Source organism: Campylobacter concisus (assembly GCF_003048875.2).
GTDB lineage: Bacteria > Campylobacterota > Campylobacteria > Campylobacterales > Campylobacteraceae > Campylobacter_A > Campylobacter_A concisus_AU.
In genome coordinates this window covers 1,430,618-1,444,675 of the sequence record NZ_CP049264.1, presented here as the reverse complement: position 1 = coordinate 1,444,675, position 14,058 = coordinate 1,430,618, and the positions used below count along the sequence as shown (strand labels likewise).

The window sequence follows — 14,058 nt, the reverse complement described above, 5'->3', positions numbered from 1 at the left end:
TTTATAGGCTCTGCTTGATCTCTGCTGAGAGGATCTTGTCGCCTTGCCTGATAGCATCAAGTACCTTTAAGCTCTCATCGTCAGCGCACTTTCCAAAGACTGTATGCACGCCGTCAAGATGAGGTTGCTTGCTGTGGCAGATGAAAAACTGTGATCCGCCAGTGTCGCGACCTGCGTGAGCCATGCTAAGGCTGCCACGTTCATGCTTTACCTTTTGATTATCGCACTCGCATTTTATCCTCCAGCCAGGACCGCCTGTGCCTGTGCCATTTGGGCAGCCACCTTGGATGACGAAATTTGGTATAACTCTGTGGAAATTTAGGCCATTATAAAAGCCTGTTTTTATCAAATGGACAAAATTTGCAACAGCTTGCGGTGCATCCTCGGCAAAAAGCTCAAGTTTGATATCGCCTTTTTCTGTCTTTAAAACTGCAAATTTATCTTTTTTTAGCTCGTCTAAATTTATATCATAAACTTTTAACTCATCAAAACGCATGTTGCTCCTTTTTACTCGATATTTGTATAAACTGCTTGGACGTCATCGTCGTCTTCTAGCTTGTCAAGAAGTCTCTCGACCTCAAGCATTTGCTCTTCATCTAGGCTCACGGTTTGATTTGGCAAGTACTGAAGTGAAGCTTTTTTAACTACTAAATTTAGCTTCTCTATGCCCTCATGAAGTGTGCCAAAATTTGCGTAGTCGCCATAAACAAATAGCGCGTTTTCATCTTCTTCAATGTCACTTAGTCCATAATCAATCAGCTCAAGCTCGATCTCTTCGATATCTGCGCTTGGTTTTTCAAGCTCAAAAACGCTCTTTCTTGTAAACATAAAGCTAAGGCTGCCACTTGGCAAAATTTCTCCGCCATTTTTGCTAAATATCGCTTTTACATTTGCAACTGTCCTTGTTGGGTTGTCAGTAGCGCACTCGACGATGATTTGCACGCCGTGAGCTGCTTTGCCGTCATAAAAGATAGTCTTGATATCAGCGCTATCTTTGCCATTTGCTCTTTTTATAGCCGCATCGATGTTATCTTTTGGCATATTTTCAGCTTTTGCTGCTGCGATGGCTGCACGAAGTTTTGGGTTCATATCTGGATCACATCCGCCATCTTTTGCAGCTACTGTTATAGCCTTTGCAAGTTTTGGAAATACCTTGCTCATCTTATCCCATCTAGCTTCTTTTGCCGCTCTTCGGTACTCAAATGCTCGTCCCATAAATATCCTTAAATAAATTTTTTACGGATTATAACTAAAAAAATTTTATACTTTTTTAAAACATTTTTAGTTTGCCTGTTAAAGCGCCTGATTTGTAAATTTGAAAATAATATTTGGTAAAAATTTAAGCTAAAGGCATATAATCATGCCATGATAAAAAATGCTCAAAAACAAGATGCAAAAATCTGCATAAAACTACTAAATTTAGCGATGGAGGATATCGCCTACAAGCTAAGTGGCTACGACGATCCTATAAAAAGCGATGAAATTTTGGAGAAATTTTTTGAAAGCGAGACAAACAGACTTAGCTATAAAAATGTCTATGTCTATAAACGTGACGACGTGATCATCGCTGCGATGTGCGCTTACTTTGGTGGCGACGCATGGCAGCTTGATAGAGAAATTTCACAGCATCTAAAGGCGCTTGGCAAAGATGCCAAGGTAGAAAAAGAGTGCTTTGATGATGAGTTTTATATAGATAGCATCGCTGTGGATGAGAAATTTAGAGGCCAAGGTCTTGCAAAAGAGCTTATCTTGCACTCATTTGCCAAAGCAAAAGAGCTAGGACATAAAAAGGTCTCGCTGATAGTTGATGTAAATAAGCCAAAAGTTCGTAAATTTTACGAGAGCCTTGGCTTTAAATTTAACACCAAAAAGATCATAAATTTACACGAATACGACCACATGATAAAGGAGATAATATGAAAACATTTGAGGTAAATAACGTGCATTGCCAAAACTGCGCAAATACTATAAAAAACGCACTTGAAGATGACTTTGGCGAGATAAAAGTCGATCTTAGCAAAGAGCCAAGACAAGTAAGCCTTGATATAAAAGATGGCGATGTAGAGAAATTTAAATCAGAAATGGCTGATCTGGGATTTGACGTTATAAAGGAGCTTTGATATGCCTTTAAAAGTCAAGCTAAATATAGCGGGAATGAGCTGTGTAAATTGCTCAAATGCTATCGAGAAAGTTTCTAAAAAGATAGATGGGGTGCTTGAAGCAAATGTAAATTTTGCAAATGCAAGCGGTGAGTTTGTCCTAAAAGACGCCAGCGTGCGTGAAGTTTTAGAGCAAAAGATAAAGAAGCTTGGCTACTTTGTGGCGACAAATATCGATGAATTTGAAGCCAAAAGAGACGAGCATATAACCTCGATAAGAAATAAATTTATATTTGCATTTATCACAAGCATCGTGATAATGGCGCTTGAGATGTTCGCACCTCAGAGCTTGCTAGTAAATTTACTCATGCTAGTTTTAGCATTTTTGGTGCTAGCTTTTAGTGGCAAAGACTTCTTTGTTCACGCCATAGAGGCTGTTAAAAACAAAAACTACGATATGAACGTGCTTGTAGCTCTTGGAAGCGGTAGTGCGTTTTTATACTCGCTTTTTGTTGTGATCTTTTCAAATTTCATCCCAGATGATCTAAAAAACGTCTATGTCTCAGGCGCAGCGATGATAATAGCCTTTGTTTTGCTTGGCAAGTACCTTGAAGAGCGCTCAAAAGCAAAAGCTGGCGACTACCTAAAGACGCTACTTAAAATTTCACCAAAGACCGCCTTTTTGGTTATGCCAGATGGAAATAGTAAAGAGGTAAATGTAAATGAGCTAAAAGTAGGCGACATCGTCATCGTAAAAAATGGCTACAACATCCCAAGTGATGGCGTGATAGTTCAAGGTGGCGCTGAGATAGATGCTTCTATGCTTACAGGAGAGAGCTTGCCAGTTTATAAAGAGGTGGGAGATAGCGTATTTGCCGGCACTCTAAACACAAATGGCTACATAAGCGTCAAGGTGACAAAGAGCTCTTTTGAGAGCTTGCTATCTCAAATTTTAAGCCTACTAAGCGACGCTAGCTCTAAAAAGATGCCTATCGGACGGTTGGCTGACAAGATAGCAAACATCTTTGTGCCAAGCGTCGTGGCGATCTCAGTTCTTACATTTTTTATATGGATAATTTTTAGTGGAAATTTCGCCTATGCGATCTCTAGCGCGATCTGCGTGCTCATCATCTCATGCCCATGCGCACTAGGACTTGCCACGCCAATAGCAATCGTAAGCTCCCTCTCGCGTGGTGCAAAAGCTGGGATTTTGGTGAAAAATCCAGAGGTTTTGGAGCTTATAAAAGATGCTAAATTTGTAGCATTTGACAAAACTGGCACGCTAAGTAAGGGGCTAATCAGCGTCAAAAGTTCAAATTTGAGCGAAAAAGAGCTAGAGCTAGTGGCATCTGCTGAAAATTTAAGCGAGCATCCGATCTCAAAAGCGATCGTAAGATACGCAAAACAAAATTACATAAATTTACAAAAGCTAAATGGCAAATTCCAAAACGTAGTTGGTCAAGGCATCGTCTATGAAGACGAGAGTAACAAGATAATAATAGGTAACAAAAAGCTGCTCGCAGCAAACGATATCTTGCTAAATGAAGCTGATAGTTTGGCGATAAAAGAGGCTACAAATGATGGCAGTGGCGTCATACTTTGTGCGGTAAATCAAAAATTTAGCGGATTTTTAACACTAAGTGATGAGCTAAAAAATGAAGCAAATAGCGTTATAAACGAGCTTTCAAGGCTAAATTTACAAAGCGTGATCCTCTCAGGTGATGATAAAAAAGTAGTGGCAAATATCGCTAGCAAGCTAAATGTGAGCGAGTATTATGCAAATATGCTGCCAGAGGATAAATTTAACAAAGTAAAAGAGCTCATGAGCCGAGGTGGCGTGATCTTTGTAGGGGACGGCATAAACGACTCGCCATCGCTTAAAGAAGCAAGCGTTGGCATCGCTATGAACTCAGGCTCAGACATCGCTAAAGGCGCTGGTGATATCGTGCTTGTAAAAAATGACTTGCGTGGCGTGAGCGGGCTTGTAAAGCTTGCAAATGCGACTATTGCTAACATAAAAGAGAATTTGTTTTGGGCATTTATGTATAACGCCATTTGCATACCAGTGGCTGCTGGCGTGCTCTATCCTATATTTGGACTGCTTCTAAGCCCAGTTTATGGCTCGATGGCGATGTGCTTAAGCTCGGTTACTGTCGTGCTAAATGCACTTAGACTTAGATATTTGCAACTTAAGGATTAAATTTGAGACTTGGAGAGCTTTACAGCGTCGTAGCGGCTGCACTTGCTACAAATTTTAACGGCATCTTGGGTGTCTCATCTTTTATGCGTATCAAAAAGACAAATGCGTGGATAACGCAGACAAAGAGCGATGCGAATGTAAAAGGAAATGAGCTTTACGCTAAATTTATCAAAGATGAGAGTAGTGCGGCCTTGTGTGATGATTTTGTCATTTTGAAGGCAAAATTTGAAGCAAGCTACTATTTTTCAAGCGCAAAAGATGATTTGGCGCAATTTTATAAAGCAATAAATTTTGAGCCAAAAATGGGTGAGGTTGATAGTATTTCAAATCAGCTCATTTTGATAGCAAATATCTTAAAAAAAGAGGCGACAAAAGAGTCTATGCAACTTCTTGCTGCTTTTAGCCTCTCATTTTTCTTACCTTATGCCGAGCAACTTGCAAAAGAGCTAGAACAAAATACTAGCAGTAACTTCTATAAGTCAATGGGATACTTTTTAGAGGATTTTTGTTTGGTTTTAAAAACTATTATCGGTAAGGCTTAGTCTTAAGCCTGTACCATTTCTGTCATCTGAGTTTTAATACTTAAAATGTTATTCTGAATGCTTGATTGTTCTAAATTTAGATGATGAAGCATCTGCATAGAATCACGATCTTTCAGGTGTTGGATGCTTGAAATTTGATCAGCTATATCACTTCTTTGATCTTGTAATTTTTCTAAATTTTTTTGTAACTCTGTGACATCTTCTTTTCTAATAATTGTAGGTTTTTGTCTAACCTCTTCTCTTTGTTCGACATGCACATCATTACTTCTAACGATATCTTTTGTACCATAGCCAGAAGATACTAATATGCTGGTTTTAGCGCTACTTGATGATATAGATGTGTAGCCGTTGTGATAGAAAACATTTGAGTTCATATTTGCATCTATTTGCATATCGTCCTTCCTTTTTAGTTTATTTCTTCATTTATAACTATATCGGCAAAAAATCAAAAAACTTGAAATAGTTTTTAAAAAGTTGCTGAGCGAATTATATTTTAATAACCTTAAATGTAAATTATATATATAACTTTTTTACTACTCTAGCATAATTTTTATATTACATTTCTCTTTTTTGATCAAAAATTTTATTTTTAAAATGCTTGTAAAAGCCTAGTTAAGCACCTTTTTGTTAAAATCATGCAAAACTAATCAAAGGCAAAGCTATGAAAAAAGATGAAAACGCACATAAAAAGATGTGGGAGGGCAGATTTAGCGAGGCTAGCTCGAAGTTGCTTGAGGAATTTAACGCTTCTATAAATTTTGATAAAAATCTTTTTGAAGAGGACATCGCTGGCAGTAAGGCGCACGCTAAAATGCTAGGAATTTGCGGAATTTTGAAAAAAGATGAGTCAGAGGCGATCATCAAGGGGCTTGATGAGGTTTTAGCTGAGATAAGGGCTGGTAAATTTGCTTTTAAGATAGAGGATGAAGATATCCACATGGCGGTTGAAAAGCGCCTTAGCGAGATCATCGGAGCTGAGCTTGGTGGCAGACTTCACACAGCTAGAAGCAGAAATGATCAGGTTGCGCTTGATTTTAAATTTTATGTTTTGAAGAAAAATTTAGAAATTTCATCTCTCATTAAAGAGCTCATCGCTACGCTTGCAAATTTAGCCAAAAACCACAAAGATACGCTAATGCCAGGCTACACGCACCTTCAGCATGCCCAGCCAGTAAGCCTTAGCTACCATTTACTAGCCTACGCGTTTATGTTTAAGAGGGATTTTGAGCGATTTGTTAGCTCTTATGAGCGAAACAACCTAAGTCCGCTTGGCTCAGCAGCCCTTGCAGGCACGCCGCACAAGATAGATAGGAGCATCGTTGCAAGCGAGCTAGGCTTTGCAGGCTGCACGCAAAATGCGATGGATAGCGTGAGCGACCGCGACTTTGCGCTGGAGATTTTATTTAACATTAGCGTTTTTATGACGCACGCTTCTAGGCTTTGCGAGGAGCTCATACTCTGGAGCTCGCAAGAATTTGGCTTTGTAAGCATTAGTGACGCTTATAGCACTGGCAGCTCCATCATGCCTCAAAAGAAAAATCCAGACGTCGCTGAGCTCATACGCGGTAAAACTGGGCGTGTAAATGGAAATTTAGTAGCGCTGCTAACTACGATGAAGGGCTTACCACTTGCTTACAATAAAGATATGCAAGAAGATAAAGAGGGCGTTTTTGATAGTGTTGCGACCATTTTAAGCTCTGCTACTATCCTAAATGAGATGATAAAAACGGCTAAATTTAATGAAAAAAATATGCTAAAAGCGACAAAAACAGGGCATCTAAGTGCCACTGATCTAGCGGACTATCTAGTGCGTGAGAAAAATATCCCATTTAGAACGGCGCATTTTATCACCGGCAAGGCTGTGGCAAAGGCTGAAAGCTTGGGGCTTGATCTAAGCGAGCTAAACAAAGAGCAGCTAAAAAGTGTCGATGAAAATTTAGATGAAAATGCCATTAAATTTCTAGATCTGCACGCTTCAAAAGAGGCTCGCACTTCAAAAGGCGGCACGGCAAATAAAAGCGTTGAAGAGCAAATTCAAATTTTAGACGACTGGCTTAAGTAAAAAGAGTTATAATTACGCAAAATTTACGAATTTTAAAGGATGAAAAATGTTTTTTGACAGCAAAAGTAAAGAGCTTGGTAGTAAAAATGAAGCTTTAGAGAGAGAAAATGAAGCTTTAAAAGCTGAGATTTTAGCACTTAAAAATGAGCTAAAAAATGCCAAAACTTGCGAGCCAAAAGAGCAAGCTAAGGATAAGCAAGAGGCTGTAAATTTGTTGCTTACTAGCTATCAAGATGGTATGAATTTCTTACAATCAACCATCGAAGAAAACCTAAAAATGCTTGAAAATATAAACCATTTAAATGAAAAAACCTTCAAAGAAACAGGCGAGCTAAAGTCTCAAACGGCTGAAATTTTAAGCTCGATCGAGCAAGTAAGCCAGATGAGTGGCGATCTCTCAAATGACGCTTCTTCGCTTGATGGAAGCGTAAATTCTATCGTTGAGATCATAAATCTCATAAAAGATATCTCAGATCAGACAAATTTGCTAGCGCTAAATGCTGCTATCGAGGCGGCTCGTGCGGGCGAACATGGACGAGGCTTTGCAGTCGTTGCAGATGAGGTTAGAAAGCTTGCTGAGCGCACGCAAAAGGCTACACTTGAGGTTGAAGTAAATATAAATGGCCTTAAGCAAAGTGCGAACACGATGATCGAAATGAGTGAGAGTTTCTCTAAAATTTCAGCAAATGCGATGCAAATTTTAGGTGGTTTTGAAGGCAACATCTCAAGTGTAAATGCCAACACGCAAAATATCCTAAACCAAGCTCTAAATGTCACAAACGAAGTAAATGTAAGTAACGGTAAGATAGATCACATCAACATGAAGTTAAATGGCTACCGAGGCGTCTTGCTTGGCGAGATAAATAAAATTCAAAGTGTGCATGAGTGTAGATTTGGCAAGTGGTATGAAAAAGATGTGAAAAATACCATCATAAAAGATCCAAGAACCCTCTCAAGCATAGCTGCGCACCACGAAAATGTCCATCACGGACTAGATAAGGCTATGGCGATTTTTGCTGACAAAGATAAGGGACATTTAGCAGGTGTCGAGATATTAAAAGACGTCGAGCACTCAAGCAAAGCGGGCTTTGAAGAGCTACTTGAGGCGGTAAAAGCTGCTAGGAGATAAATTTATTTAAATTTATGATGTTTTAAAAAGTAAAAATACGAAGTGAAATTTAGACTCAAAAAGAGTCTAAATTTTGTTTTTAAAATGTGCTTTGTGGATCAGCTACGCCTTCGCTCCAGCCAAGTTTTGCGCCAGCAAGTAGGTGAAAGTGCAGGTGCATGACCTCTTGACCGCCGTTTTCGCCACAGTTTGTTATGAGGCGGTAACCGCTCTTATCAACGCCCATTAAGCTCGCCACTTCTTGGATAAATTTAGTCATCTCACCCATCAAAACTGGATCCATCTCTTGGAAGTTTTTGTAGTGTTTTTTGGGGATGATGAGGATATGGATCGGCGCTTTTGGGTTGATGTCGTTAAAAGCTAGAAATTTCTCGCTCTCAAGCACTTTGTTACAAGGAATTTCACCGGCAACGATCTTTTCAAATATGGTCATTTTAGCTCCTTTGAAAGTTTGAGAAATTATATCAAAGTGTGCTTAAATTTCGCGCTTTTTATCTTGATTTTAACTCTTTTTCTATAAAATCGATGCAAAAATTCATAAAGGTAAAAAATTGCAAGATTTCATTAATAAAATCAAAAATGAAATTTCAACTCTTGATGATCTGGAGAAGGTCAGGGTAGAAATTTTTGGCAAAAAGGGCATCTTGGCGCAAGGCTTTGCAAAGCTAAAAGAGCTTGGCGAGGATGAGAAAAAGGAATTTGCAGCAAATTTAAACAAGCAAAGAGATGAGCTAAGCGCGCTAATAGAAGCCAAAAAGGCCGAGCTTAGCGAGCAAGAGATAGATAATAAGATGAAAAAAGAGGCCGCTGATATCACGCTCTTTAACGAGCCTGTTGCTAGCGGGGCGCTGCATCCTGTGATGGCCACGATGGATAAGATAATTGAGTATTTTTTAGCTCTAAATTTCTCGCTCGAGACTGGGCCGCTTATAGAAGATGATTTTCACAACTTTGAGGCGCTAAATTTACCAAAATACCACCCAGCAAGGGATATGCAAGATACGTTTTACCTAGATGATTTTAGACTTTTAAGGACGCATACGAGCCCAGTTCAGGTGCGAACTATGTTAAATCAAAAGCCGCCTATTCGCATGATAGCGCCAGGCACGGTCTTTAGACGTGATATGGACTTAACGCATACACCGATGTTTCATCAGGTTGAGGGCCTTGTAGTGGAGGACGCTGAGAAAGTTAGCTTTGCAAATTTAAAATCAATGCTAGAGGGCTTTTTAAAACACATGTTTGGCGACGTTGAAGTGCGTTTTCGCCCTAGCTTTTTCCCATTTACGGAGCCTAGCGCAGAGGTTGATATTAGTTGTATATTTTGCCATGGCAAGGGCTGCAGGGTGTGCAAGCAGACTACTTGGCTTGAGGTGCTTGGATGCGGCGTCGTTGATCCAAATGTATTTAAGGCGGTTGGCTATAAAAATGTAAGTGGATATGCCTTTGGTCTTGGCGTTGAGAGATTTGCGATGTTGCTTCATAGAGTGCCTGATCTAAGGTCACTTTTTGAGGGAGATTTAAGATTGTTGGAGCAGTTTAAATGATAATTTCAAAGCATTGGTTAAACGAGTGGATCGACCTTAGCGAGGTTAGCGGCGAGACACTTTCAAAGACATTAAATTCAATCGGTTTAGAAGTTGATAGCTATAAAGAGATAAATTTACCAAAGAGCATCGTAGTTGGCTATGTAAAAAGTAGAGAAAAGCACCCAGACGCCGATAAGCTAAGCGTTTGTCAGGTTGATGTTGGCAGCGAAACGCTTCAGATCGTGTGTGGGGCTAAAAACGTCGAGGCTGGTCAGTTTGTGCCAGTCGCGCTCATTGGCACTACGATGCCAAATGGCCTTGAGATCAAAAAGGCAAAGCTGCGAGGCATCGAATCATGCGGTATGATCTGCTCTTCAACTGAGCTAGGGCTACCTAAGACAAATGACGGCATCTTGCCACTTGATGAGAGTATCGGCAAGCTAAAACTTGGCACAAGCCTTGGTGAATTTGAAGCGTTCAAAGATGTGATCATCGAGGTTGATGTCACAGCAAATAGGGGCGACTGCCAAAATTTACACGGCATCGCAAGAGAAATTTGCACCGCACTTGATCTAAATATGAAAGATAGCCACGAAAATGAAGACAGTGAAAATTTACTAGGCATCGGCAGGATCGCATCTGTGCGAACTGAAGATAAGGTAAATGGCTCGTTTTTGTATAAAGCATTTGAGCTAAAAAATGCATTAAGTGAAAATTTATTAACTCGCTTGAGACTAGCTCTAATTGATTGTCAAAAGACAAATTTAGTAGAAAGACTACTTGAATACGCGACATTTTGCACGGGCGTTCTATTTAGAGTTTATGATCACGCTAAGCTTGTGGGCGAGGGCGAAAAAGCAGTTTTTGACATCAAAAATGGCGAAAATGGCGAGTGCGTGGTCTTTTGTGAGGATAAAAATTTAGGTGTTGCTGGAATTTACCAAAGCGATGAGGCTAGGGTCGATGAGGGCTCAAAGGTGATCTTGGTAGAGGCTAGCTACGTAAAACCAGATGTTGTCTCAAAAGCCATTTTTGAAAATAAAAATTTACCAAAAGGCGATCAAGTTTATCGCTCAAGCCGTGGCAGCGAGCCAAATTTAGCTTATGGGGCGGACTATCTTTTTAAAAGGCTAGCTAGCTTTAAAGATAGTCTAAGTCTTTTTGCAGGATCACAACAATCACTTCTAAACACCGAGCCTATCACGCTTAGCATCTCACTTGGTGAGCTTAAAAATATGATCGGTCAAGAGGTTGCAAGAAACGATGTCGTTAAAATTTTAAAGAAACTTGGCTTTGAGATCGCGGTAAATGTCGAGCAAGAGAGCTTTAATGTAAAAGTGCCGTTATTTCGCCATGACATCGTAAATTCTCATGATATCTGCGAGGAGATCGTAAGGATAATAGGCATCGACAATATCGCCTCAACGCCGCTAAATTTCTCTGAGAAAAATAGGCTAAATAAGACATATTTTGACTATAAAAATGCTTTAAATTTAAGGCGCCGTGCAGCTGATAATGGCTTTTTTGAAAGCGTGCACTACGTATTTGACAGCCTTGATGAGCTAAGTGAGCTAAATTTCAAGCCTTGCAAGATCAAGATACTAAATCCTATAAACAACGAGCTAAACACGCTTAGACCGGCACTTGTTAATCACCTTCTAAGCTCAAGCGAGAAAAACATCAAAAACTCAAAACGCTCAGTTAGACTTTTTGAGCTTGGCGAAGTCTTTGACGAAAATGCAAACCAAGGCTTAAATTTAGGCTTTGTCGTATCTGGACTTTTAAAAGAGCCGACACTGATAAATGGCGCAAAGGGCGAGGAGGCAAATTTCTACGCATTTGCAGCGATGGTGCAAAATGTCATAGGCAAATTTGAGCTAAAACCTTGCCATGGCATTTCATATCTTAGCCCATACGAGCAGGCACACATCTATCAAAACGGCGAAAAGATCGGCTATATCGGCAGAGTTGATGCAAGAGTAGAGGCAAAAAGGGATCTGCCTAAAACTTATGTTTGTGAGATTGATTTTGCAAAGCTTAAATTTGAGCCGATCCTAGCAGTGCCTTACTCAAAATTCCAAAGCACTACAAGGGATCTTAGCCTTATCGTGCCTGAAAATTTCGAAGCTGGACGAATTTATGAGTGCATAAGAGGGCTAAATTTAAAAGAGCTAAAAGAGTTCTTGCCAGTTGATATCTATAAAGATGCAAAACTAAACGGCGCGATTAGCCTTAGCCTTAAATTTACATTCCAAGATATGGAAAAAACGCTCGAAGATGACGATATAAACGCACTTATGGATAAAATTTTAAGCGAGCTAAAAGAGAAACTAAATATCGGAATAAGATGAGAATTTATCCACTAGAAAAAAGTCTAAATTTAACCATCGATGACATCGCAGCTGATAAGTCTATCTCGCATAGATGCGCGATGTTTTCGCTTTTAAGTGACAAGCCATCTCGCGTTAGAAACTACCTAAGAGCAGGTGACACGTTAAATACCTTAAAAATAGTCGAGCTCCTTGGCGCAAAGATCGAAGATAACGGAGCTGAGATAACGATCACTCCGCCACAAAAGATAAAAGAGCCAAATGAAATTTTGGAGTGTGGCAACTCAGGCACGGCGATGAGGCTTTTTATGGGGCTATTAGCCGCGCAGGAGGGCTTTTTCGTGCTAAGTGGCGATAAATACTTAAATTCTCGTCCGATGGCAAGGATAGCAAAGCCTCTAAATGATATGGGTGCAAAGATAGATGGCGCAAACAACGCAAACAACGCTCCTCTTTGCATAAGAGGGACTAAATTTGAAAGATTTAGTTTTGAGAGCAAGATCGCCTCAGCTCAGGTAAAAAGCGCGCTTTTACTGGCAGCACTTTATTCAAATGGTTGCAAATTTAGCGAGCCAGAGCTAAGCAGAGACCACACTGAGCGCATGCTTGCTGGCATGGGGGCTGATATAAAGCGTGACGGCCTAGAGATCACTCTAGAGCCGATGAAAGGCCCACTTGCGCCACTTGATATAGATGTGCCAAACGACCCAAGCTCGGCATTTTTCTTCGCAGTCGCAGCTTTAATCATCCCAAATTCGCATATCATTTTAAAAAATATCTTGTTAAATAAAACTCGCATCGAAGCTTACAGAGTTTTAGAAAAAATGGGCGCTGAGATAAAATTTCACAAAACTTCAAGCAAATATGAAGATATCGGCGATATTGAGGTTAGATACTCGCCAAATTTAAAAGGTGTAGAGGTTAGCGAAAATATCTCGTGGCTCATCGACGAAGCCCCAGCTTTAGCCATCGCATTTGCCTGCGCTAAGGGTCAAAGCAAGCTAACAAATGCAAAAGAGCTTCGCGTAAAAGAGAGCGACAGGATAGCTGTCACGATAAATGCGCTAAAGCAGTGCGGTGTCGATGCTAGCGAGCTTGAAGATGGCTTTATCATAAATGGCTCTGAGGCTAAATTTGCTACAATAGATAGCCACGGAGATCACAGGATCGCCATGAGCTTTGCCATACTTGGACTAAAATGTGGCATGCAGATAGAAAAGAGCGAATTTATCGCTACTTCGTTTCCAAATTTTGCTGAAATTTTAAAGAAAATGGGAGCTAGAGTTGAAGATCGAGCTTGCTAGTAGTTATGGATTTTGCTTTGGCGTAAAAAGGGCTATAAAAATAGCTGAAAACGCTGGAGATGCCGCAACTATCGGTCCGCTCATACATAATAACGAAGAGATAAACAGGCTAGAGAAAAACTACAATGTAAAGACGCTTGAGGGCATAGATGAGCTAAAAGATGAGAAAAAGGCGATCATCCGCACTCATGGCATCACTAAAAACGACCTTGCGGAGCTAAAAAAGACCGATATAAAAGTGATCGACGCAACTTGTCCATTTGTGACAAAGCCACAACAAATTTGCGAAAAAATGAGCGAAGAGGGTTATGATGTGGTGATCTTTGGCGACATGCATCACCCAGAAGTAAAAGGGGTGAAGTCGTATGCCAAGGGCAATGTCTATGTCGTGCTTGAAGAGAGCGAGCTAGAGGGCATTAAATTTAAGCAAAAGGTCGCGCTCGTTAGCCAAACTACTAGAAAAGTTGAGAAATTTATGCAGATCGCAAACTATCTCATGCTTCATGTAAAAGAGCTGCGCGTTTTTAACACTATCTGCAACGCGACATTTGAAAACCAAGAGGCTGCTAAAAATTTAGCAAAAAGAGCTGACGTGATGATAATAATCGGCGGTAAAAACAGCTCAAACACAAAACAACTCTATCTAATATCTAAAAATTTCTGCGAAGATAGCTATCTCATTGAAAGCGAAGAAGAGCTTGAAAGATCATGGTTTGATGGCAAAAATTTGTGTGGTATAAGTGCGGGTGCTAGCACACCTGACTGGATCATACAAAAAGTCGTTGACAGAATCAAAAAAGTATAAAATTTATCCTAGCTAAAGCCACAATTAACTATAATAAGCCAATTTGCCGCTACTGGCA

14 protein-coding genes and 1 pseudogene are annotated in these 14,058 nt (G+C 40.0%); 11 read left to right on the top strand and 4 right to left on the bottom strand.

Features of this window, described 5'->3' with window-relative positions:
- Position 1 precedes the first annotated feature (1 nt).
- On the bottom strand, positions 2–496 hold the full coding sequence (locus CVT07_RS07200; protein ID WP_103558829.1) for a peptidylprolyl isomerase: 495 nt from the start codon (positions 494–496) through the stop codon (positions 2–4).
- Between the two features lie 11 nt (positions 497–507).
- Positions 508–1,215 carry a YebC/PmpR family DNA-binding transcriptional regulator gene (locus tag CVT07_RS07195; RefSeq protein WP_021093135.1) on the bottom strand — a complete coding sequence of 236 codons (708 nt, stop codon included), beginning with the start codon at positions 1,213–1,215 and terminating at the stop codon, positions 508–510.
- 150 nt (positions 1,216–1,365) lie between these two features.
- Between CVT07_RS07195 and CVT07_RS07190 the strand changes: the two genes are divergently transcribed.
- From CVT07_RS07190 to CVT07_RS07175, 4 genes are read left to right on the top strand one after another with little or no spacing between them, the layout of a single operon-like run.
- Complete coding sequence (locus tag CVT07_RS07190) at positions 1,366–1,920, top strand: GNAT family N-acetyltransferase (protein ID WP_107936407.1); 555 nt, start codon at positions 1,366–1,368, stop codon at positions 1,918–1,920.
- On the top strand, positions 1,917–2,120 hold the full coding sequence (locus CVT07_RS07185; RefSeq protein WP_004317198.1) for a heavy-metal-associated domain-containing protein: 204 nt from the start codon (positions 1,917–1,919) through the stop codon (positions 2,118–2,120). Before CVT07_RS07190 ends, CVT07_RS07185 begins: the two co-directional genes overlap by 4 nt.
- A 1-nt stretch (position 2,121) precedes the next feature.
- Complete coding sequence (locus tag CVT07_RS07180) at positions 2,122–4,299, top strand: heavy metal translocating P-type ATPase (protein WP_107936405.1); 2,178 nt, start codon at positions 2,122–2,124, stop codon at positions 4,297–4,299.
- Between the two features lie 2 nt (positions 4,300–4,301).
- The gene (locus CVT07_RS07175; RefSeq protein WP_107936403.1) at positions 4,302–4,841 is read left to right on the top strand and encodes an oxidoreductase; all 540 of its coding nucleotides are present in this window, start codon (positions 4,302–4,304) and stop codon (positions 4,839–4,841) included.
- A 2-nt stretch (positions 4,842–4,843) separates the two neighbouring features.
- On the opposite strand, the gene CVT07_RS07170 is transcribed toward CVT07_RS07175, so the two are convergent.
- Positions 4,844–5,233 carry a hypothetical protein gene (locus CVT07_RS07170; protein ID WP_012001374.1) on the bottom strand — a complete coding sequence of 130 codons (390 nt, stop codon included), beginning with the start codon at positions 5,231–5,233 and terminating at the stop codon, positions 4,844–4,846.
- Between the two features lie 269 nt (positions 5,234–5,502).
- Between CVT07_RS07170 and argH the strand changes: the two genes are divergently transcribed.
- The 3 genes and pseudogenes from argH (at position 5,503) to CVT07_RS10395 (ending at position 8,032) form a co-directional block, all read left to right on the top strand.
- Positions 5,503–6,903: an argininosuccinate lyase gene (argH, locus tag CVT07_RS07165; protein ID WP_107936401.1), complete on the top strand. Its 1,401-nt coding sequence runs from the start codon at positions 5,503–5,505 to the stop codon at positions 6,901–6,903.
- A 457-nt stretch (positions 6,904–7,360) separates the two neighbouring features.
- A pseudogene (locus CVT07_RS10400) lies at positions 7,361–7,666 on the top strand (methyl-accepting chemotaxis protein); the annotation flags it as partial.
- A 57-nt stretch (positions 7,667–7,723) separates the two neighbouring features.
- The gene (locus CVT07_RS10395; protein ID WP_430622316.1) at positions 7,724–8,032 is read left to right on the top strand and encodes a CZB domain-containing protein; all 309 of its coding nucleotides are present in this window, start codon (positions 7,724–7,726) and stop codon (positions 8,030–8,032) included.
- Between the two features lie 79 nt (positions 8,033–8,111).
- Here the strand turns inward: CVT07_RS10395 and CVT07_RS07155 are convergent, their stop codons facing one another.
- Positions 8,112–8,465 (bottom strand): histidine triad nucleotide-binding protein, encoded by a 354-nt coding sequence (locus CVT07_RS07155; protein WP_004317216.1) that lies wholly within the window; start codon positions 8,463–8,465, stop codon positions 8,112–8,114.
- Between the two features lie 118 nt (positions 8,466–8,583).
- Here CVT07_RS07155 and pheS point away from each other — a divergent pair, with 118 nt between their 5' ends.
- The 4 genes from pheS to CVT07_RS07135 are packed head-to-tail and all read left to right on the top strand — an operon-like array spanning position 8,584 to position 14,000.
- The gene (pheS, locus tag CVT07_RS07150) at positions 8,584–9,579 is read left to right on the top strand and encodes a phenylalanine--tRNA ligase subunit alpha (protein ID WP_004317202.1); all 996 of its coding nucleotides are present in this window, start codon (positions 8,584–8,586) and stop codon (positions 9,577–9,579) included.
- Positions 9,576–11,912, top strand: a complete 2,337-nt coding sequence (gene pheT, locus CVT07_RS07145) for a phenylalanine--tRNA ligase subunit beta (protein WP_107936397.1) — start codon at positions 9,576–9,578, stop codon at positions 11,910–11,912. Before pheS ends, pheT begins: the two co-directional genes overlap by 4 nt.
- A complete protein-coding gene (gene aroA, locus CVT07_RS07140; RefSeq protein WP_107936395.1) occupies positions 11,909–13,195 on the top strand; it encodes a 3-phosphoshikimate 1-carboxyvinyltransferase in 1,287 nt (428 codons plus the stop codon). The genes pheT and aroA overlap by 4 nt, the downstream gene beginning before the upstream one ends.
- Positions 13,176–14,000: a 4-hydroxy-3-methylbut-2-enyl diphosphate reductase gene (locus tag CVT07_RS07135; protein WP_021093116.1), complete on the top strand. Its 825-nt coding sequence runs from the start codon at positions 13,176–13,178 to the stop codon at positions 13,998–14,000. The genes aroA and CVT07_RS07135 overlap by 20 nt, the downstream gene beginning before the upstream one ends.
- The last annotated feature ends 58 nt before the right edge of the window (positions 14,001–14,058 follow it).

Bases quoted from the DNA above. Each gene is read 5' to 3' on its own strand.
- CVT07_RS07200 (WP_103558829.1), bottom strand. From the start codon at position 496: ATGCGTTTTGATGAGTTAAAAGTTTATGATATAAATTTAGACGAGCTA.
- CVT07_RS07195 (WP_021093135.1), bottom strand. From the start codon at position 1,215: ATGGGACGAGCATTTGAGTACCGAAGAGCGGCAAAAGAAGCTAGATGG.
- CVT07_RS07190 (WP_107936407.1), top strand. From the start codon at position 1,366: ATGATAAAAAATGCTCAAAAACAAGATGCAAAAATCTGCATAAAACTA.
- CVT07_RS07185 (WP_004317198.1), top strand. From the start codon at position 1,917: ATGAAAACATTTGAGGTAAATAACGTGCATTGCCAAAACTGCGCAAAT.
- CVT07_RS07180 (WP_107936405.1), top strand. From the start codon at position 2,122: ATGCCTTTAAAAGTCAAGCTAAATATAGCGGGAATGAGCTGTGTAAAT.
- CVT07_RS07170 (WP_012001374.1), bottom strand. From the start codon at position 5,233: ATGCAAATAGATGCAAATATGAACTCAAATGTTTTCTATCACAACGGC.
- argH (WP_107936401.1), top strand. From the start codon at position 5,503: ATGAAAAAAGATGAAAACGCACATAAAAAGATGTGGGAGGGCAGATTT.
- CVT07_RS10395 (WP_430622316.1), top strand. From the start codon at position 7,724: ATGAAGTTAAATGGCTACCGAGGCGTCTTGCTTGGCGAGATAAATAAA.
- CVT07_RS07155 (WP_004317216.1), bottom strand. From the start codon at position 8,465: ATGACCATATTTGAAAAGATCGTTGCCGGTGAAATTCCTTGTAACAAA.
- pheT (WP_107936397.1), top strand. From the start codon at position 9,576: ATGATAATTTCAAAGCATTGGTTAAACGAGTGGATCGACCTTAGCGAG.
- aroA (WP_107936395.1), top strand. From the start codon at position 11,909: ATGAGAATTTATCCACTAGAAAAAAGTCTAAATTTAACCATCGATGAC.